Source organism: Thalassospira sp. ABL2_045, from assembly GCF_056161285.1.
In genome coordinates this window covers 21,998-41,542 of the sequence record NZ_JBSWYV010000009.1, presented here as the reverse complement: position 1 = coordinate 41,542, position 19,545 = coordinate 21,998, and the positions used below count along the sequence as shown (strand labels likewise).

The 19,545-nt window shown below is 51.7% G+C and carries 15 protein-coding genes; 4 read left to right on the top strand and 11 right to left on the bottom strand.

The genetic code is table 11. From position 1 onward, the window contains the following. Window positions 1–20: 20 nt before the first annotated feature. From ACXAIA_RS13470 to ACXAIA_RS13435, 8 genes are all read right to left on the bottom strand, one after another. The gene (locus ACXAIA_RS13470; RefSeq protein WP_475349776.1) at window positions 21–350 is read right to left on the bottom strand and encodes a hypothetical protein; all 330 of its coding nucleotides are present in this window, start codon (window positions 348–350) and stop codon (window positions 21–23) included. A gap of 312 nt (window positions 351–662) precedes the next feature. Beyond that, entirely contained in the window at window positions 663–2,237 is a 1,575-nt protein-coding gene (locus ACXAIA_RS13465; RefSeq protein WP_475349775.1) for a hypothetical protein, read from the bottom strand. A 6-nt stretch (window positions 2,238–2,243) separates the two neighbouring features. Beyond that, complete coding sequence (locus ACXAIA_RS13460) at window positions 2,244–4,007, bottom strand: hypothetical protein (protein ID WP_475349774.1); 1,764 nt, start codon at window positions 4,005–4,007, stop codon at window positions 2,244–2,246. A gap of 264 nt (window positions 4,008–4,271) precedes the next feature. After that, entirely contained in the window at window positions 4,272–5,054 is a 783-nt protein-coding gene (gene queE / locus ACXAIA_RS13455; protein ID WP_475349773.1) for a 7-carboxy-7-deazaguanine synthase QueE, read from the bottom strand. Continuing rightward, window positions 5,051–5,407 (bottom strand): 6-carboxytetrahydropterin synthase QueD, encoded by a 357-nt coding sequence (gene queD, locus ACXAIA_RS13450; protein ID WP_475349772.1) that lies wholly within the window; start codon window positions 5,405–5,407, stop codon window positions 5,051–5,053. The genes queE and queD overlap by 4 nt, the downstream gene beginning before the upstream one ends. A 158-nt stretch (window positions 5,408–5,565) precedes the next feature. Next, on the bottom strand, window positions 5,566–6,315 hold the full coding sequence (gene queC / locus ACXAIA_RS13445; RefSeq protein WP_475349771.1) for a 7-cyano-7-deazaguanine synthase QueC: 750 nt from the start codon (window positions 6,313–6,315) through the stop codon (window positions 5,566–5,568). 182 nt (window positions 6,316–6,497) lie between these two features. Further along, window positions 6,498–7,382 carry a class I SAM-dependent methyltransferase gene (locus tag ACXAIA_RS13440; RefSeq protein WP_475349770.1) on the bottom strand — a complete coding sequence of 295 codons (885 nt, stop codon included), beginning with the start codon at window positions 7,380–7,382 and terminating at the stop codon, window positions 6,498–6,500. 207 nt (window positions 7,383–7,589) lie between these two features. Next, window positions 7,590–8,927 carry a flagellin N-terminal helical domain-containing protein gene (locus tag ACXAIA_RS13435; RefSeq protein ID WP_475349769.1) on the bottom strand — a complete coding sequence of 446 codons (1,338 nt, stop codon included), beginning with the start codon at window positions 8,925–8,927 and terminating at the stop codon, window positions 7,590–7,592. Between the two features lie 1,207 nt (window positions 8,928–10,134). Between ACXAIA_RS13435 and ACXAIA_RS13430 the strand changes: the two genes are divergently transcribed. After that, window positions 10,135–11,775 carry an RNA-directed DNA polymerase gene (locus ACXAIA_RS13430; RefSeq protein WP_475349768.1) on the top strand — a complete coding sequence of 547 codons (1,641 nt, stop codon included), beginning with the start codon at window positions 10,135–10,137 and terminating at the stop codon, window positions 11,773–11,775. Continuing rightward, window positions 11,772–12,485: a hypothetical protein gene (locus ACXAIA_RS13425; protein WP_475349767.1), complete on the top strand. Its 714-nt coding sequence runs from the start codon at window positions 11,772–11,774 to the stop codon at window positions 12,483–12,485. The genes ACXAIA_RS13430 and ACXAIA_RS13425 overlap by 4 nt, the downstream gene beginning before the upstream one ends. Before the next feature lie 184 nt (window positions 12,486–12,669). On the opposite strand, the gene ACXAIA_RS13420 is transcribed toward ACXAIA_RS13425, so the two are convergent. Further along, on the bottom strand, window positions 12,670–13,341 hold the full coding sequence (locus tag ACXAIA_RS13420; RefSeq protein WP_475349766.1) for a DUF5610 domain-containing protein: 672 nt from the start codon (window positions 13,339–13,341) through the stop codon (window positions 12,670–12,672). Between the two features lie 398 nt (window positions 13,342–13,739). Here ACXAIA_RS13420 and ACXAIA_RS13415 point away from each other — a divergent pair, with 398 nt between their 5' ends. Beyond that, window positions 13,740–16,742 (top strand): leucine--tRNA ligase, encoded by a 3,003-nt coding sequence (locus tag ACXAIA_RS13415; protein WP_475349765.1) that lies wholly within the window; start codon window positions 13,740–13,742, stop codon window positions 16,740–16,742. Between the two features lie 70 nt (window positions 16,743–16,812). Here the strand turns inward: ACXAIA_RS13415 and ACXAIA_RS13410 are convergent, their stop codons facing one another. Beyond that, window positions 16,813–17,628: a substrate-binding periplasmic protein gene (locus tag ACXAIA_RS13410; RefSeq protein ID WP_475349764.1), complete on the bottom strand. Its 816-nt coding sequence runs from the start codon at window positions 17,626–17,628 to the stop codon at window positions 16,813–16,815. A 224-nt stretch (window positions 17,629–17,852) separates the two neighbouring features. On the opposite strand from ACXAIA_RS13410, the gene ACXAIA_RS13405 reads away from it, so the two are divergent. Further along, complete coding sequence (locus ACXAIA_RS13405; RefSeq protein ID WP_475349763.1) at window positions 17,853–19,142, top strand: nucleotide sugar dehydrogenase; 1,290 nt, start codon at window positions 17,853–17,855, stop codon at window positions 19,140–19,142. Window positions 19,143–19,152: 10 nt separating this feature from the next. Here the strand turns inward: ACXAIA_RS13405 and ACXAIA_RS13400 are convergent, their stop codons facing one another. Then, a complete protein-coding gene (locus ACXAIA_RS13400) occupies window positions 19,153–19,521 on the bottom strand; it encodes an MmcQ/YjbR family DNA-binding protein (protein WP_475349762.1) in 369 nt (122 codons plus the stop codon). Window positions 19,522–19,545 lie beyond the last annotated feature (24 nt).

Here is a 19,545-nt window from a genome sequence, read left to right as displayed (position 1 = left end):
TCGCAGGGCGACAGGCGGCATCACGCAGCGTCATTGGTTGGCGTACCGCCGAGCGATTTGATCATGCGTTCGCGTTCTTCTTCGCGCAGCGGATCGGAATCAAGCGCCAATGCGGCTTCAAGGACCTGCGGATCCACTTTCAGGATGTCATTGCCGTCTGTTTGGTCCTGCTTTGCCCATAAATGGATATGACATTCGAGCTTGATGTAACTTCGGGTCGCCGCATCAGGATCAAGCTTTTCATGGGTGTCGACTTCATATTCGCCAGGCGACAGCAATCCCGGATGACCGGGCAGGTGGAACGGATGAAAGAACGTCACCGTACGATGGGTTGTGCGGGTTATGCTCATGATCATGGCTCCTTCGAGCATCCGGAAGATGACCGCCGACGGTGCTGATCTGGTTTTTGTTGTGAATATGCACCTAGCGGGGGCGAGATCGGGCGGAAACATCCGGCCTGATTTCTTCCGGCAGGTTAACTTGGCGCTTTTCCCAGAGGGTATGCTCAGTCCCAAGAGAGCCCATAGGGCTAGTCCAGGAGCGCCAAAACACGCATCAGAATCTCGTCAAAGGGAACCGAATGCATACGTCTTATATGGTGATGCGAGATGCAAAACGCAAAATAGTCATGATTTGCATAAATCCGCGAGCTTAAATCGCGACTAGCGGACGGGGTATGTGCCTCGGATACTTTCGTAAAAATCTGCAAGTTTCTCGCTGGGTTTTCGTCCGTTAAAGGTGCTTTCAAATGCTGCATCAAGGATCGAGGGCGTAAAGACGGTTTTTCGGGACAAAATTTCAAAGAATTGTGCAACTCTCAGGCGTCGCTCCGTGTCCTCAGTTTCCTTGCCGGATTTATCTTGCTCGATCGCTTTGCCGAAAATCCCATACCTGTCAGTTGTATATGTCTGGCTGCCATTTTCATATGCACAGCCTGCAACAGCCTGTGCATTTTCGGTTATGATTTCCAGATCTCCGACATAGTAGAAAACCTCGCCTTTGCAGAAGGCTTGGGCTGCCTCTTTGTGATTATAGAAGCTCTTTACAAGCTTTTTGTAGGGCGAGCAGGACTCACCTCCGGTTATTAGGGGGCGGGATGTTTCTTCATCTAGCGCATCAGCTTCTGCTTCATCTGATGCTAATGACGGTATTCTTGCTTCTTTAATTCGGGTTTCTGTCCTGGAAGTGGGCTCATTTTTAGCAACAGTAATTCCGACAAGCGGGTACTTTTGGTGACATGGTTGGTTATCTCTATTCTCTAATATTACTTTATTATTAACAAAATATTTGCCATGCATTGTGGCGAAACAGTTTTCGAAATCTGAAATTGTATTTGTAAATTCTTGCGAGGGTCCAACGTAGTATGGCACATTTCCCTCACAAAAAGCCTTTGCTGCTTGCTTCACGTTCTCATAAGTTTGATAAATCGACAGTGATTTCGTGCAACCGTTGCCGACGTTTAGGAAGGAGTTGATTTCTTCTTTGTACGAGGGTAGCTCGTTGGTGTTGGCTAGTGCCTTGATGGCATAACGGCCGTTGGTTCCTTTTACCACCCCGATCAGGTTGTGATTTGTGCTACATGCTGCGGGTGCTGCGCCCGATCTGTTTTCGCCAGCCAGTGTAATATAGCTGACACCTGTGAGAAAAAGCGGCGCAGAAACCGTGTAATCTGAACGGCGATCATTTGATATTGTCGTTGGGTCACACAGAATATCGAAGCGCTGACCAAGATATTTTAGTCTAGAAACATCAGGTGGCTCATCAGCATTAAGATCGACAACACCGATTTCCGAGTAATTCAGTGTTGAATCATCAGTTGGCTCATCAGCATTAAGATCGACAACACCGATTTCCGAGTAATTCAGTGTTGAATCATCAGTTGGCTCATCAGCATCAAGATCGACAACACCGATTTCCGAGTAATTCAGTGTTGTGTCCTTGTCTCCTGTGTTCAAGGTCATTTCCTTAAGGACCGCATCGCAGATACGAACGATATATCCAGTATATCCCTCGCGTGCGAGTGGGCCGAAGGTGCCATCTGTTATAATCTCGGATGTGAATCTCGGTTTATAAGAGAATGGCCGTGCTTGGCTCCTGACTCCGATGCAGAGCTTTATTTTGTCCTCACAAATATTTTTAGGCTTTGAAGCGCCTGCTTGTGCTTTGGCTAAAGTTGGCCAACTTGCTGCAGCCACTGTCAGAAGACCAATGCAAATCAGCCAGAAGCATCTCGACATGATTTGTTATTTCCCCGCTGGATCTGGTTCCAATTTCGATTTCGATTTCGATTTCGATTTTGGCTTTGGCTTTGGCTTTGGCTCTGGCTCTGGCTCTGGCGTTTTGGGTCCTTCGCTAAGCTCAAGCAATACTGCAAAAAACGTCAGGAATATAATGGGTTGGATGCTAAAGATAATTGCGTCTCGGGTTGACCGGTAAGTCCATGGGACATCGTAAGCGACAAAGTTCACAAAGAACATATATGCGCAGTAAGCCACTCCGAATAATAAGGCGATTGCGATCGTCCGTTTGGAATGGAGGTGGTCATGTTTGTCCATTATCACCAGAGCAGCAAAGGCTAGAATCAGACCTGTACCAAACTGCAGAAAATAAAACTTGCCGAACTGCTGAAACTGAAAGGTGATTTGCGTTGTTGTCAGCTGGAACTCGACATCGAAGGCAAGGTTGGCGGTGTCGATAAATGCGCTTGAGAATATGGCAGCGATACCTGAAAACAAAGAAAGACTGAGTATGCGTAAGAAAGGAAAGTGATGAAACTTCCAGTTCGAATTCCATGACTGCTGCTCGACACGAACCTCTCGCGCGAAAATAACGAATAAAACGCTTGAAAAAATTACGGCAGCAGACCGAATGCAGTCCCAACCGGCTGCCGTTACAGCAAGGTCAACACTTGGATATAATTGTTCATCATAAAAAATATCCATGATTTTTGCCGAGGCAAAGTACGTTAAAAAAATCAATATGAAACCAAGAGAAATGGCAGCGAAAAATGCCAGTGCAAACGCATTCTGCTCTGCGTTGTATGTCCCTTGAATGAATTTCTTAAGTGATTCTATCGGGTTGGATTTGTCGGGTGAGCTTTCGGGACCACGAACGATTTGTTGGACGCTGAAAATTGATCGATTGTTTCTCACAAACATTACGGAAAACAATGCCATAGTGTTCTCGCGCGCGATGGCGGCTTTTCTTGCTAAATCAACATAAGCCTTTTCTTCATCATCGGTCATGCTTGATTGCAAAGTTGATTTGTGTGCAGGAAGTGCCTCGATTGCTTTGCCCAGTTCTAGGTGTTCTTCTTCCAAGGTTCTAAGCAATTCCGTAAGCTGAGACATGCGATGCATAGGAAAATAAAGTGTACGGTTGTCTGTCCGCGTTGCTATCGCAAGGCAATCAATTGCAAGTAGAGAGCTTTTTATCTCGGAGATGTGAAGGAATGCATCTTTTTGATTTTTTACGGGAGGCAACTTTTTATCGAATTTGCTGCATAAGGGCGTTGCGATCTGCGAGCAGTGCTTCTCGAATGGAAACGCATGGAGACTTTCGATAACCCGATAAACACCACGAGGTATGCCTGCCAAGCGATGGGCAAAGCTGCGCATCGTGCGTTCTATCGGCTTGACTGGTCCCAGTGAGAGGAAAGATATAAGTAAGGCGGAAACGACTATCGGCTTACCGTAGAAGTCATGCTCACCAGGGGTGGCAATCGCGCCAACAGTCTTTTGAGCGCTGGCGGCAAGAGATACAAGAGTGTATATCTCTGCCGAGCCCAAAATTGCAGCGTAAAGCACAAGATACATTGCAGCGTAGAAAAGGAAACCTGCAATGATCTCCCCATTAGTACAAAGCGTCCGTGCTTCAACCTGTTGCAGGATCGGATGCAATTCAAATGGGTGTCGTCCGTTAGGGGAGTTGAAGCTCTTGTAAGCTTCAACCACAAGTGTGAAGGCCCCAACTCCAACGACAAGCCAGTATAGCAACTGCTCGTTCATGGCAGCTGTTACTTCAAATCAAATGCATTTTTGTGCAGAAGGGTTGCACGGTCCCGCTGCAAATGATTCGCTTGCAGTGATGGAAAGGCCTACAGCGCCGCTCAATACCAATACAATTACAAGTGCTTTGTACAACATTGTTCTTATCCCCCGATAATTTGATTTCAGTAATATACAACCAAAAAGGAGGTTTTATCAACCATAAGATTCTACTGTGGAAAAGTTATTAACCTATGGTAGTTATTTCGGGCCTGTGTCGTATCGTTAAATCCCGCGCAGATTACCCCAGACATGGACATGCCATTGCGGTAAAACGCGGACATCAAACCATTTGCGTTTGGCGACTTCATCGACCAGCCAGCGATAGCGTTCCGTTAGCCCATCGATATCCACCCCGTCTGCACCATCGGGGTGTGGCTCGGCAGGGGTGGTGTTGACCGGCTGCAAACAGACCGGAATGCCAATGTGAAGGTTCCTCACATAATCGGCAAATAGCAGGTCGGCTTCATCCCGGACCGGGAATTTCAGCGTAATCGCCGGACCATCGAGCATGCCATTGGCTTGCGCGGCATCCACGCAGGCCGCAAGCGCGTCCTTATCAAAGCTGGTCGAGGCGCTTGGCGGTTTGGGGCTGATCGTCAGGAAATTGAGATCGGCAAACCAGTCCTTGGCGATGCTGCCCTGGGTTTCAATCGCAAAGGTGAACCCTTCTGCCTTGCCCATGGTGATCAGCTCACCCAATGGCTGGATCGCAGGATTGCCGCCCGATAGCGTGATCAGGATCGGCTTGCCACCAGACAGCTTTTTGACCGTGTCCAATACCTCGGCCGCAGACATCGGTTTCCAGTCGGCGCGAAAGGCCGGATCAACGGCATAAAGCGTGTCGCACCACGAACAGCGGAAATCGCATCCACCTGTGCGGACAAACACGGTTGGCATGCCGATCAGGGAGCCTTCGCCCTGAACGGTCGGACCAAAGATTTCCGAAATGCGGATTTTACCGCGCGCCTCGGAAAGCTCGGCAAGCTTGGGGTCGTGCACTGTCATGGACGATATTCCGCCCAGGTTTTTGGCGTTTCGGACACCCGCACCGCGGATACCTCCGGCCAGCGATCATGTGCCCAGTCATAAAAGAACAATGCCAGACGTTCTGCCGTCGGATGGTCGTGACCGAGAACCTCATTCAAGTGCCGGTGATCAAACGCGTCATCGATCAGACGTTTGAGCGGACCAAGTTCGCGGTAATCGCGCACAAAGCCACGTTCATCAAGGCTGGCTCCCTTAAGCTCGACCTCGACGATATAGTTATGGCCATGCAGGCGGGCGCACGGGTGGTCTTCCTCAAGGCCGCTCAGCTGATGGCTGGCGGAAAAGGCAAATTGTTTGGTGATGGTGAACATCGGTTTTCTTTCGGTGTCGTCCATTTTTGCGGCCATGCGCATGCGGATCGAGGTCCCCGTACCCGCCTTCGCGGGAATGACGGAACTCGTTTGGCAACACAACGGACAAACGTCATGCCCGCGCAGGCGGGCATCCATGGTACAGAAAATGGAAAATGTTATTCCGCGGCGCTGGTGGTGGCTTCGGTTTCGTGATTGGCAAGCTGGCGCGCGCGATGATCTGCGCGGGCCTGTTTCCAGTAATCGCGATCCTGATAAACCGTCGGGTCCTTGACCCGGGCGAGTTCAAGTGCCTCGCGCCGTTCAACGCAGGTCCCACAGCGCCCGCAATGGGTGTCACCACCCTTATAACAAGACCAGGTCAGGTCAACCGGCACCCCAAGACGACCGGCTTCAAGCGCGATGTCGGCCTTGGAGATATTGACAAACGGCGTATAGAGTTTGACGTCCTTGACCCCTTCAAGCGCGTGGTCCTGCATGGCCTGAAAGGCGTTGATGAAATCGGGACGGCAATCGGGGTAGATGAAATGATCCCCGCCATGCACAGCTGCGGCCACCGCATCGGCCCCGGCACTTGCCGCCGCACCAAAGGCAACAGCGAGCATGATGGCATTGCGATTGGGGACCACGGTGACGCGCATGGTTTCTTCGGCGTAATGGCCATCGGGCACATCGATATCATCACTGGTCAGCGATGATCCGCCCAGAAGGGCCCCCACCGGGGTCAGATCCACGATGTGATGTTTCACACCAAGATCGCGCGCCGTGCGGGCGGCGAAATCGAGTTCCTTTTTATGGCGCTGGCCATAATCGAACGAAATCAGGGAATGCAGGTTGTGCTCGGTCGCGACCTTATAGGCCAGCGTGACGGAATCCAGCCCGCCAGAGCAGACGACAATCGTCTTCATAATGATAAGTCTTTCGTGTTTTTAACCTGGTGCTACGACAGGGGAAGGATCATCCTTCCAAGGGGGCGCGGTGTGCCATGATGCGCGGCCAAGCGCAAGCAAAAATGCACGCATGCGGCCATGCGTGGTGCGCAGGAATGCTGGGGTTCCTGCGTCAGGTCACTGGTCGGAGGCGCGCGCAATCAGGCGCGCGTTCCGCTAAGTACATGAAAACAAATCGGGACCTGAAAATGGCCGTCTTCGATATAGGGGGCGAGGGTTTCAAACATGGCGGCATTGATCGCGCCGACTTCCATATCCGATGACTTGCGCAGGACATTGCCAAACAGCATGTCCATTTGCGGCTTCCAGAACGGGGCGGTTTCGGGGATGCGCCCTGCCGGGCTGTGGCTGGCATCGGTGACATCGCCAAAGCCGGCCTGTTGCAGGCGGGCGGTGGCATTTTCGACATCGCCAAAGCAAAACGGATCAAGCCCGGCCGCATCGAACCCGATGCCAAGGATATTGCCCAGAACCGCATCCATCGCAGCAAAAAGCGGGTTATCCACCAACGGTGCCCAGACCATGAAAACGGCCTTGCCGCCCGGGCGCAGAACGCGGAATGCTTCGCGCAATGCCTTGTCGGGATCATCGCAGAACATCACGCCAAAGCGGCATGACACCACATCAAAGCTTTGATCCTCAAAGGGCAGCTTTTCCATATCGGCGGGGGTTGCCGTGATGTTGGAAATTTCTTCTTCCGCTGCGCGCTCCATCAGGGCATCGCACATGTCGGGCACGATATCGGTTGCCGTTACCGTGCCGGTCACCCCGGGAATATTGACGCGATCTTCCTCGCTGCCACCGCCAAGTGCGCGGGCAAAGGAAAAGGCTGGTTCGCCGACCCCGGATGCCAGATCAAGGATCTCAAGCGGGGCGCCATCACGCTTGGCTGAAAGGCCCTTGAGGTCAGCCGCCTCGATCATGTGGCGATTGATTTTCTCGGCCGCTGGCGCCAGGCGTTCCGCCCAGGTGATCCAGTCAGTGGAAAGATTTTGCCAAGTCTCGGATGTCGGGGTGGTGGTCATGGTCGGTCCGTTTCCCTTTGGGTTATGACATGACCATAGACGTAAACAGTGACCTGTTTAAAGCATGTTTTGCAGCGCAATGCCGGTGAGAAGCCCCATGCATCGGCGCGGGGCTTCTCAGGGTCCAAACTCATTCAAATGATCGATCCGCGAGACCGGAACGGTCATTTGAAAGAGTTTGGACCCTGCACACTGAAAGGGGGCTCTTCAACCTTCCAGCAAGCGTAACAGGTTCTGGCGTATTTCGCTGATGCGCGCGAGCACCGCGACACTCGATTTGACCAAAAGCTGGTTGGAGGTAAAGTCCGTCAGTTCTGCCGCAACATCGAGATCAAGCAGGCTGGAACGTGCCTCCTCGACATTTTCAAGGGTTGCGGAAAGGTTCTGACTGGCGACATCCAGGCGGTTCTGGTTGGTGCCGATATTGGTGCGGGCGCGCTGAAGGTCATCAATCGCCCGTGTGACGGTTTCGATCGCTTCGCGGGCCTTGGCGGATGTGGCAATGGCATTGCTGCCAAGATCATCAAGGCTTTGTTCGGTGCCGTTCTTGCCGCTGCCAAGGTTGGCACCATCAACCGCGGTCATCGCAATCGACACCTGATCGGCGGCGGTCCCGCCGCTTCCGACCTGCAAGTAAACCCGATCAGAGAGTTCCTTGCCCTGATCTTCAAGCACCGAGAATGTCGGGTTGGCGCCAAAAAGCTGAATGCTTGTGGATCCGTCCGCCCCGGCACCGTCTGAGCCCTGTGACAGGGCATTTGCGATCGTCGCCCCGATATTGAAGTTCAGATCAACCTTCACCCCGACATCATCAAATTCAAGGCTCAGCTTGTCGGCAAGGGTAAGGGCCTTGCTGCCGCCGGTGGCGTAGTCGGTGACATCGATGCTGTGGCTTCGATCATTCGAATTGCCATCAATATCGGCAATGGCATTGAGGAAAACCCGGTCGCCACTTTTTGTCAGATCAAGCCGAAGTTGGGTGTCGCCAAGTCCGTCATCGCCGTCATCACTGGCCCAATAATTGTCATGGGTAATGGCAACATTGGAAAAGCCGTTGGCATGTGACAGGGCGCGTGCGCTGCCCCCGGTCTTGAGGTCCGAATAATCAAGCGACACATCGCTGCTGTCGCCCAACAGCTGGATGCCGTTGAAGTTGCTTGAGGATGCAATTCGATTGATCTCGTCACGTAGTCCGATGAATTCATCATTGAGAAACCCGCGCTCGGCTTCTGAGAGGTTTCCCGATGCGGCCTGGGCGGCCAGTGTTTTCATGCGGATCAGCGCATCACTGATGGTGGCCATGCCGCCATCCGCGATTTGCAGCATGGAATTGCCCTGACCGATATTGACAATCCCCGACGTAATGGCCGAGGCGGTCGAATTCAGTCGTGCGCCGATGGCCATGGAGGTGGCATCATCGCGCGCGGATAAAACACGCTGTCCCGATGCCAATTTGGCAAGCGACCTGGTTGTCGCTTCCTCGGCGCGTAACAGATTGCGGTGAGCAAGGCTCGCCGCATGGTTGGATATGATATTTGACGCCATGTCGCAGTTCCTACCTGAACAAGCAAAACGAAGGGTGGCGGCGTTTGTGGTCTTTGGTCATGTGACCTCTACATGAGGTCGACTGCGCAAAAGATTAATTAGATAAAACTGAAATTGCAACAGATAATATTAGGGTTTTGTTATTCATAAGTATCTGAAAAACATATATAATATATTCTCCTACACCAAAGAAGGGGAAGCAACAGGCAGACGTTTCTTGCCGGGCTGTGCCAAAAAAAGAAGGCCTTGCGGGAAACACAAGGCCTTCAACAAGTGAACAGTTTTGGCACGCTAGGCGTGTTGCAACAGGTACCCGGAGTGCCGGGGACATGATCGTGGCCGATGGCTTCGCGCGCAGAGCAAAGCCGACCCGATCAGGTTTTGTTTGGGAAGTGTGTTTTGCGCGTGCAAAGCAACGTCGCGCAGGGAAAGCGCGCCTATCGTTTCACGCCACAGTGCGCAGACACACGGCATTGCCGACCCGAAAACGGGGTGCGGGCAACGCTGGGCCGCAAATGCAGCGCGGATAAAATCGATATTCAGAGCCATGTCAAAGTTCCTACCTGAACAAGCAAGGCGTTGATTGCACGTTACGGCTCTCTCTACATGAAAGACCGTATATTAGATTTATATATAGTGTGATGAATTTTGCAAGGGTTGGTTTGAAAGCTGTTAGCGGACGTATTCAAACCTATACTCCTTGCGGATAAAAGCTCTTTTGGATCATTGGGGATCGTGAGCGTGGTCAGGATGGGCGCATTATCGAATACTATCAGGTAAATGCTTTGGGTCATGGGGTGGAACGCCGTGATAATTACATCCTAAATTGATTTCTTCGATGGTTGATTTTTTCTACCCTGGCGAGTATATATTAGCATAAGTTAAGGGGATGGTCGTAGGTTCAAATCCTGCTATCTTGCTTGGCGTGGTTGCTTCTCTTCTAATTGGTCAATTTTGGCTACTAAAGCGAAAGGAGTATTCCATGGTCTTTGAAAAACGAAACAACGTTTACGTGGCTCGTAACAAGGTAAATTCCGCAACTCTAACCCTCGAGACTGTACTGTCTGTATTTTGTGCAATTTCGGCAAGTTGGATAGCGGGAACGGTAGACCTTCCCATCCATTAAGAGCGCTCCCCGGAATTGGGTCGAGCGCTCTTTTTGTTTCAACACTTTGGCCAAGTTGAAATCAGATAACCAAGGGGCATCATGGTAAACAAGGCGCAATTTAAAAGTGCAGTGAAGCTTGCTATTGCGAACATAGATAAGCACGGCGACACCGATATATTCCCCTACCCATTTGAAAATAAAGTAATATTCGATAAATCTGATGAGGTGGTTGATCTTGTTCAAGAATATGATGACAACTTCAACGATTATTTGGCTCGGTTCTCGCCTCTGCATTTAAGTGCTTTGACGCCTGTATCGTATACAGGGTTCAGGTGGGCTACGCAGATGGATCCAATATGGAACGTTTACTTTCTTTCGTGCGTGCTGGCGCTCGCAAAAAGGATTGAAAAAGTCCGACCAAAGAAAGAAGACGAATTAGTTTTTTCATACAGATATCTCCCAAATAAGAAGACAGGCGATTTGTTTGACCAGGATTACAACTGGGCAAAGTTTATGCAGGTTTCTTCGGAGTTGTCGAAAGAGTACGAGTTTGTAGTGGTGTGCGACATTTCCGAGTTTTATCCAAGACTTGGATATCATCGATTGGAAAATGCGCTTAAGCAGGTGGCTGGTGAAACATCGTATCCAAGTAAGTTAATTAACTTTCTGATGAACTACTCTGGTCAACGATCTTTTGGGCTTCCTATTGGTGGGCCAGCGGCTCGGATTCTATCCGAGCTGACTATAAATCAGGTCGACCAATTGTTGATCATGAACAATATTCGATTTGCACGATTTGCTGATGACTACCACTTGTTCTCAAATTCAATGGAGGAAGCATACCGACAACTTATTTTCTTATCTGAGAAGCTTTTCGACAATCAGGGGTTGTCGCTGCAAAAATCCAAGACCCGGATCATGAGTTCGGCTGAATTTCAGGCTACCAATCCGTTGAAGCAACTGGTTGATGAGGCTGATCCAGAAGGCGAAGGGCGAGTTGCAGCGGAGTGGCACAATAGCCGTAGTTTCTTCAGATTTTCTCTGAGATTTGATCCGTATTCACCTACTGCTGAAGATGATTACAATCATCTGAAGTCGGAAATCAGGAAATTCGATATAATTAGTATGCTTCGATCAGAGCTTGGGAAAAGTCGAATTCATACGGCTCTTGGAAGGAAGATTATTTCCGCCATTAGGTATCTCGATGATAAATCAAAGAATGATGCGATAGTATCATTGATGGATAGTTTAGAAGTTTTATATCCAATATTGTCATCTGTTTTCTTGGTAGTAGACAAGGTGTATGATGAGATAAGTGATGAAGTAAAATTGTATGTGATTGATAAGATTAAGGATCTTGTGGAAGAAGATTCTCATTTAATCAGAGTTGATATTCATTTGGGCTATTTGGTCCGAGTGCTATCGCATACCAACAGTCCTGTTAATCTCGCCCTCCTCCATAAAATTTATAGCCGTTCATCGTCCTCATCGGTTCGTAGGGACGTTATTCTCATCATGGCCCGTTGGGGAGAGTGGTATTGGATTTCTGACTTAAAGAATAGGTTTAGAGAGCTGTTGGGGCCTGAGAGGCGGGCCTTAATCGTTGCATCATATGTTTTGAAAGATGAGGGTAATCATTGGAGAAAACATATTGAAAAAGACTTCTCTCCGTTTGAAAACCTAATAAAGAAGTGGGCGGGAGATAAAACTTCTCAAAATGGGTGGAGTATTACCTTGTGATTGATGCAAGTGTATTCGCAGCTTCATACAATTCCTTCTGGAAAACTAATTCCCCAACGTTTGAGCATTTTGTCCGAAGCGTCAATTTGAACGATAGTAAGCGGGAAATGCCTCCCATTGTTGATGTATCAACAAGAAACAATGCTCTAATCGCAGAGCTGGGATTCAGTATTTTCTTTCATAGTGAACTGAACAGAAAATCTGAAGCGCCACTTGATCGCGATGCAATACTCGATTTTTCATTGCGAGACGCTACAAAAAGGCTGTCGGCATTCGACCGTCGTGGAGTTGTTGATGAAAATCTCAGTAAAGACCAGGTGGCTGAGGCAAATTTGATTGCTTCTAATCTTGAGAATTTTTTCAGCGTTGGTTTTGGCTTTCAAGAATTTATCTTGAGGCCGATTTTCAACGGGTGTGGTTACGTTGATGCGTCAGAAGGGGACGTAATATTCGGTAACACTTTATTTGAAGTGAAAACTGTTAATCGCCCATTTCGAGGAATTGATATTAAACAGCTTCTAACCTACGCTGCACTGAGTTTTGCTGCCAATCAGTTCTCCTTTACTCGGATTGGAATTTTTAACCCAAGGCGCGGGTTGTCCTGGTCGGCAAGCTTGGATGATGTTTGTGTTGGGGTTGCGGGAGTTTCCTCTCAGAAATTTTTATCGACGTTGATACAAACAATCTCTAGTGGTGAAATATCCCGGTAATTAAATGGTGATGGTCAAGGAATACCACCAGTTGGTAGGTTTGCCCTGAGGTGTAGTTTTTGTTCTTCATTGCCACTTCATCGAGCTTTCTGATCCTTGAGAAAGCAAAAAAGACATGAATGCAAAAGAAAAACCGGCCCCAAAGGAGCCGGTTTTAATTTGTGCGAACGAAATGTTTGGAAAGTCAGCCGTTGGTGCCATAACGCGGTGCATTGCGCTGGGCATTGCTGCCGGCTTCGGCGTAGGCTTGGCTGGCCTGTGCGGTCTGGGTGATCTGCGACTGCAGGACCTGTTCATCGCGTTCCGGCGTTGCGGCCTCTGCGGCTTCTTCTGACGCGTTGCTGTTATACAGCTCGGTCAGGCGCTGCTCGATGCTTTGCAGGCCTTCGTTCAGGCGTTCTTCGGTTTCGTTGATATTGCCATTGATTTCGTCATTGAGCGCACCCAGACCGTCAAGGACGGCACGGGCGTCTTCAAGACCGGCCTGAATGCCTTCGCTGGCTTGATCGAAGATTTCGCGGGCCTCGGTCTCGGAGCTTGCGTTTGAGGCAATCAGATCGCCAACGCGGGCGAGAATGCGATCGGCAACCGCTTCGGGCGTGAAATCATCGGGATCAACGCCCTGAATCGACAGACCGGTCGATTGCAGGCTTTCATTGATCGCGGCAACGATGTTGTCGGCCGACAGGCGCGTGGCGGATTCAGAAGACAGCGAGACAGACGTCGCAGCCGCAAAGGCCGACGTGCCGTTATTGCCGGTTTTTTCAGAATCGCCCTGGCCCGGCAAATAGGATTGTGCCGAGCGCGCAGAGGCGCCGGATTGTTGGGATGACAGACCACCAATGGTGATATCCATATTCGTCCTCCCTGGACGGAGAGCTTTGAGAGCTGTGCTGACAACCAGCACTTTTCCAAGCAATTCCACGCCTCGATTTCTCGTACGGTTGCTTGCTTGGCAGAATTCAAACTTCAATATGGCATGGAAAGGCGTAAAAATCCAGTCCTGATGTGCAAGTCCGGGTTGATGCGGCGCAGGGCGGCTATGCGCTTTTCGGCTTTGGATCGGGATGATGGTGATTGGGGGTAAAAGTTTCTCGAAAACGACGGGTTTTCGCCAGAAATCTCGTTATCTGATGTTGCACGCAGGCCAAAGCGCGCTTATGAACACTGTTCAAAGTGTTTTGAACCCAATTTGGTCGGACTGGCGCGGCCTTGAGCCAGCGCCCCGATCCAATAGGCAGGAGTTGATTGAGCGTGGCGAACTATCAGGAAAGTGCGCGGGAATTTGAAAAGCGCTGGCAGGCATATTGGCGCGAAAACGATACCTATCGTACGCCAAATCCCGGCGATGCCGATTTCGACGCAAGCAAGAAAAAAAGCGTCATCCTGGACATGTTCCCCTATCCAAGCGGGGTTGGCCTGCATATCGGTCACCCGCTGGGTTATATCGCGACAGACGTCAAGGCGCGGTTCGAGCGCATGCGTGGCAAAAATGTTCTGCATTCCATGGGCTTTGATGCCTTTGGCCTGCCGGCGGAACAGTTCGCCATCCAGACCGGTCAGCATCCGCGCATCACGACCGAAGCCAATATCGAAAACATGCTGCGCCAGCTTGAGGTCATCGGCCTTGGCCATGACCCGCATCGTCGTTTCGCCACGACCGATATCGACTATTACAAGTGGACTCAGTGGATCTTCCTGCAGCTGTTTAACAGCTTCTATGACCCGACCGTCGAATGGAAAAGCCCGCAGGGGCAGGTGATTACTGGCCGTGCGCGCCCGATTGCCGAGCTGCGCCCGATGCTTGAGTCCGGTGAATGGCTTCTTGATGAAGACGGCGTGCCGCAGCCGAAATCGGTGATTGGTGAAGGCACCAAAGCCGAAGGCAAGGAAATCGACCGCGCGATTGATCGCGGGCGTCTGGCCTATGTCGATGAAGTGCCGGTCAACTGGTGCCCGATGCTGGGCACGGTTCTGTCGAACGAGGAAGTCACCAACGAAGGCAAGTCCGAACGTGGTGATTACCCGGTCTATAAACGTCCGCTAAAACAGTGGATGTTGCGCATTACCGATTATGCCGATCGTCTGGTGGCGGACCTTGAAGGGCTTGATTGGCCAAATGGCGTGGTCGAGATGCAGAAGGGCTGGATTGGTCGTTCTGTTGGCGCACGCGTGAACTTCCCGGTCAAGACCGTTGATGGTGCGGATGAAAAGATCGCGGTCTATACCACCCGCCCGGACACGATCTTTGGGGCGACCTATATGGTTCTCGCGCCCGAACATCCGCTGGTCGATAAGCTTTGCGCCGCCGATAAAAAGGCCGATGTTGCGGCCTATCGCGCAGAGGCGTCCGAGCTTAAGGCCGTATCGGCCAAGGACGATGCCGAGCGTGAAAAGACCGGCGTATTTATTGGCGCACATGCGACCAACCCGGTCACCGGCGAAGAAATCCCGGTCTGGATTGCCGACTATGTCCTGATGGGCTATGGCACCGGTGCGATCATGGCGGTTCCGGCTGGCGATCAGCGCGACTTTGAATTTGCCCACAAATTTGATCTGCCGATCAAGGCAACCACCAAGCCGTCCGAGGCGTGGCTTAAAGAAAATGCCCCGGCCGAAGCGGCGGATGCAGATACGGCAACACTTCTGGCGCGCTATGAGGCGAAGCCGGCGGCTTTCAAGCTGGCCCAAACCGAAGTTGGCGAGACGATCAATTCCGCCAATGACGAGGTTTCGATCAACGGTCTTTCGACCCCGGATGCCAAGGCCAAGATCATCGAATGGATGGAAGGCAAGGGCATTGGACGCGGTCGCGTGCAGTACAAGTTGCGCGATTGGCTGTTCTCGCGTCAGCGTTATTGGGGTGAGCCGTTCCCGGTCCTGTTTGACACCGAAACCGATCAGGTTCACGGCATTGCCGAGGCGGCCCTTCCGGTCGTTCTGCCTGAAATGACCGATTTCAAACCGAAATCGAACGAAGACCCGAATTCGGAGCCGGAGCCGCCGCTGGCGCGTGCCAAGGACTGGATGGAAGTTACCGGCATTGTCCTTGCCGATGGTTCGGTTCTGCCGGTTGAAGCCGAAGTGGGTTCCAAACACAGCCATGAGGGTGCGGAATACGAAGTGCGCGCGTTCAAGCGTGATGCCAACTCCATGCCGAACTGGGCGGGGTCTTGCTGGTATTATCTGCGCTATTTCGATGCCAAGAATGATGCGAAATTTGCATCAGACGATGCAGCAGCCTATTGGGCGAACAGCACCGATCAGGATGGCAATGCGCTTCCGGGTGCGGTTGACCTTTATGTCGGCGGGGCGGAGCATGCGGTGCTGCATCTTCTGTATTCGCGTTTCTGGCACAAGGTCCTGTTTGACCTTGGCTATGTCGCAACGCCAGAGCCGTTCCAGAAGCTGTTTAACCAGGGCATGATTACGGCCGATGCCTATACCGATGCGCGCGGTGTTTATGTTGATATCCATGATGTTGAAATGCGCGATGTCGATGGTAAGAAGGTGCCGTTCAACGCCAAGACGGATGAACAGTTGACGACCGTGCCGGGCAAGATGGGCAAGCGTTACAAGAACGGTATCCCGCCCGAAGAAGTATGTGATCAATACACCATCGACACTTTCCGGACCTATGAGATGTATATGGGGCCGCTTGATAGCTCCAAACCGTGGCAGTATGACGCGATTGTCGGCATGATGCGGTTCCTCTCCAACGTCTGGAAAGTCACGACCCAGATGGAGCGGACCGATCAGGTCGATGGCAAGATCGAAACGCTTCTGCACAAGACGATTGCCAAGGTGACCGGTGATATTGCCGATCTGCGCCTCAACACCGCGATTGCTGCCTTGATTGAGCTCACCAATGCGTTGACCAAGCAGAATGCCGTGCATGATGATCATGCCAAGGCACTTGCACTCATGGTAGCCCCGTTTGCCCCGCATCTGGGTGAGGAGCTGATGAGCCGGATGGCCGCCGATGAATTCGGTGCCAAGAAATCGGTGATCAAGTTCGACTGGCCGGCATTCGATGCCGAAAAGGCCAAGGATGACGAGTTTGAAGTTCCGGTTCAGGTCAATGGCAAGAAGCGTGGGTCCGTGATGGTTGCCGCCGATGCCGATCAGGCCACGGTCGAAGCACTCGCCAAGGCGGACGAGAACGTTGCCCGCCATCTGGACGGCAAGGACATCGTCAAGGTGATCTATGTCGCCAAGCCGACGCCAAAACTGGTCAATATCGTGGTGAAGGGCTAAGCCCAAACGACGAGAATTAATTTATGAGAAGGGCATGTTGCTGTGGCAGCGTGCCCTTTTTATTTTGGAGTTAGTCTCGCAGGAGGGAGGCCTCGGGATTGCAGCCTTCGATGATGGCAGAGGCGGGTAGTTCTCGCTCGATGATCATTTGATCGGGTAGCAGACTTGCACGGCCATAAAGCTTGCCCAAGGTGCCATCGCACAGCATTTCATAGATGGCCTTGTTAAAGGCTTTGCGGTTTTCAATGCCAGCAAGATCAGCCTTGAACAAGGCCAGGACATTTTCGGTTGTGACCGGATCGTCGGTGACCGAGATGGCGTTTTCCAGACCAAGCGTCTTACGCACATGAAGGCCGGAAAAACGTTCGATGATGGCCGCATCGAGGCGATCACTTGCAATCATGCGCAGGAGGAATGTGTCACTTGGAACACGCTCAAGGCTGAGCTGCTTGCGATCTGTGATGTAAGACGGATATTCATAGGCCGAAAGCCCGACGCGCGTTCCATCAAGGTCTGAGAGCTCTTCGACTTTGCGTATATCCAGCAGGTCCGTGCGATAAAAGATCAGGTTTTCGCGACGATAAAACGGAACCGACGCCAGTGAGACAGGAATTTCGGCAAGGGAGGGGTAGGTTCCAACAGCATCGTATTTGCCGCTATTGAATTCCTGCATCGCACGTCGCACTGGCAGGATATCGATTGTGACTTCCTTGCCGGACCTTTTTGCAATTTCCTCAAACATTTTGATGAAAATGCCGTGGTCACTGGTTTCAGCCATCAACGGAATATAGGGCATCACCACCCGCATTTTCGTCGTTGATTGGGCCGCCAGCAGGGGGCTGGTGAGCATAAGAAGGCAGGCAAGGGCGAGGGAAAAGGGGCGCATAAATTGTGGTGTCGCGTGTTGCGGGGCGGGAAGTAAAACTAGATCATGATCGAGACAGCAACACAAGGGCGGTGTTTTGTATGGGGCGACCAAGTAGAGGAGTGGGCGCTAGTGCTGCCCCTGAAAAAAGTGTCGTGCACGATGCTCACCGTGAGCTAAGCAATTGACGGGGCAGTGGAGGCTGGCTACAAATCGGCAACCAAGGTATTTACAAGGTTTTATCGATGAGTCACGGGCGCAAGATTTCAGTTGTTGGTTTGGGTTATGTTGGTCTACCCGTCGCGGTGGCATTTGGCACCTCAATTGGCCGCACCGTAGCGTTTGATATCAATCAGGCCCGGATTTCTCAGCTCAAGGAAGGACATGACGCGACAGGCGAGGTCGATGACCACGAACTTGCAGCCGCCGACCTTCTGCTCAGCGCCGACCCCAAGGATCTGGCGCAGGCTGATTTCCATATCGTTACGGTCCCGACGCCGATTGACAGTTCGAACCGTCCGGATTTGTCGCCGTTGCGCTCTGCCTCCAAAACCGTTGGCGCGATCCTGAAAAAGGGCGACATCGTTGTTTATGAGAGCACGGTCTATCCTGGCGCGACGGAAGAAGAATGTGTGCCGATCCTTGAGGAGCTGTCTGGCCTCAAAGCCGGAAGTGATTTCACGGTGGGTTATTCACCGGAACGTATTAACCCGGGGGATCGCGAGCATCGTTTCACCACGATTACCAAGGTTGTTTCCGGTCAGGACCAGGCAACGCTGGACATCGTGGCGGATGTTTATGGCAGTGTGGTTAAGGCGGGCATTCACAAGGCCCCGACCATCAAGGCGGCCGAGGCAGCCAAGGTGATTGAAAACACCCAGCGCGATCTCAATATCGCGCTGATGAACGAACTGTCGCTGATCTTTGATCGCGCCGGGATTGATACCCGTGACGTGCTTGAAGCTGCCGGGACCAAGTGGAACTTCCTGAAATTCACGCCGGGGCTGGTGGGTGGTCACTGCATTGGTGTTGATCCCTACTACCTGACGCATAAATCCGAAGAGCTCGGCTATTACCCGCAGGTGGTTCTGGCCGGGCGCCGGGTCAATGACGGTATGGGCGATGTGGTCGCGAACAAGGTGATCCGTGCGCTGCTGCGCGAAGGGGCAACCAAGAACCCGACCGTCACTGTGCTGGGTCTGACCTTCAAGGAAGATGTGCCTGACATCCGCAATACACGTGTGATCGACATCGTGCGTTCACTCGAAGAAGCCGGTGTCAATGTGCAGGTCCATGATGTTCATGCCGACAAGGAAGAAGTCGCGCACGAATTTGATGGCCTGAATCTATGCTCTGACAGTTGTTTGGAGCCGGCAGATGCGCTGGTTCTGGCCGTGTCGCACAAGGAATATGTTGCCAAGGGCTGGCCGTTGATCAGCAGTCTGCTTAAGGATGGCAAGGGCTTTGTTGCCGATGTCCGTGCGGTTCTGCCGCGTGATGCTGTGCCATCCGGTATCGATCTCTGGCGTCTCTAAGCGACCCGAACTATTCGTCTTGATAAAGATTTAGCTCGCGCTGCAACTTCTTCGTCAAACCCTTGGCGACAATGCGGTGCGAGCTTTTTAAATGGTCCCTGAGATCAGCGTCGCTGAGGCCAGGCGCATCATAGTGCTGTATCCACTTCATGCCACGCGACGCGAGGTAAGGAGCAGGCCGCAGGCCCGGCATCTCTTTCAAGACTTCATAGCCGATTTCGGATGTCTTGAATGTGATACCAAGTGTCTCATTTTGGGTCCAGCCGCCAATCGCAAACACCTTGCCGCCGACCTTCCAGACATCTGCGCCACCCCACTGCACCACATGGTTGGTGTGCGGCAGCGATTTGCAAAATGCGTTGAATGCGTCTCTGTCCATGCGGCGTATTCCCTAATTGCATCC

Excerpts from the sequence above, each read along its gene's own strand:
- ACXAIA_RS13470 (WP_475349776.1), bottom strand. The coding sequence starts at position 350 with ATGAGCATAACCCGCACAACCCATCGTACGGTGACGTTCTTTCATCCG.
- ACXAIA_RS13465 (WP_475349775.1), bottom strand. The coding sequence starts at position 2,237 with ATGTCGAGATGCTTCTGGCTGATTTGCATTGGTCTTCTGACAGTGGCT.
- ACXAIA_RS13460 (WP_475349774.1), bottom strand. The coding sequence starts at position 4,007 with ATGAACGAGCAGTTGCTATACTGGCTTGTCGTTGGAGTTGGGGCCTTC.
- queE (WP_475349773.1), bottom strand. The coding sequence starts at position 5,054 with ATGACAGTGCACGACCCCAAGCTTGCCGAGCTTTCCGAGGCGCGCGGT.
- queD (WP_475349772.1), bottom strand. The coding sequence starts at position 5,407 with ATGTTCACCATCACCAAACAATTTGCCTTTTCCGCCAGCCATCAGCTG.
- queC (WP_475349771.1), bottom strand. The coding sequence starts at position 6,315 with ATGAAGACGATTGTCGTCTGCTCTGGCGGGCTGGATTCCGTCACGCTG.
- ACXAIA_RS13440 (WP_475349770.1), bottom strand. The coding sequence starts at position 7,382 with ATGACCACCACCCCGACATCCGAGACTTGGCAAAATCTTTCCACTGAC.
- ACXAIA_RS13435 (WP_475349769.1), bottom strand. The coding sequence starts at position 8,927 with ATGGCGTCAAATATCATATCCAACCATGCGGCGAGCCTTGCTCACCGC.
- ACXAIA_RS13430 (WP_475349768.1), top strand. The coding sequence starts at position 10,135 with ATGGTAAACAAGGCGCAATTTAAAAGTGCAGTGAAGCTTGCTATTGCG.
- ACXAIA_RS13420 (WP_475349766.1), bottom strand. The coding sequence starts at position 13,341 with ATGGATATCACCATTGGTGGTCTGTCATCCCAACAATCCGGCGCCTCT.
- ACXAIA_RS13410 (WP_475349764.1), bottom strand. The coding sequence starts at position 17,628 with ATGCGCCCCTTTTCCCTCGCCCTTGCCTGCCTTCTTATGCTCACCAGC.
- ACXAIA_RS13405 (WP_475349763.1), top strand. The coding sequence starts at position 17,853 with ATGAGTCACGGGCGCAAGATTTCAGTTGTTGGTTTGGGTTATGTTGGT.
- ACXAIA_RS13400 (WP_475349762.1), bottom strand. The coding sequence starts at position 19,521 with ATGGACAGAGACGCATTCAACGCATTTTGCAAATCGCTGCCGCACACC.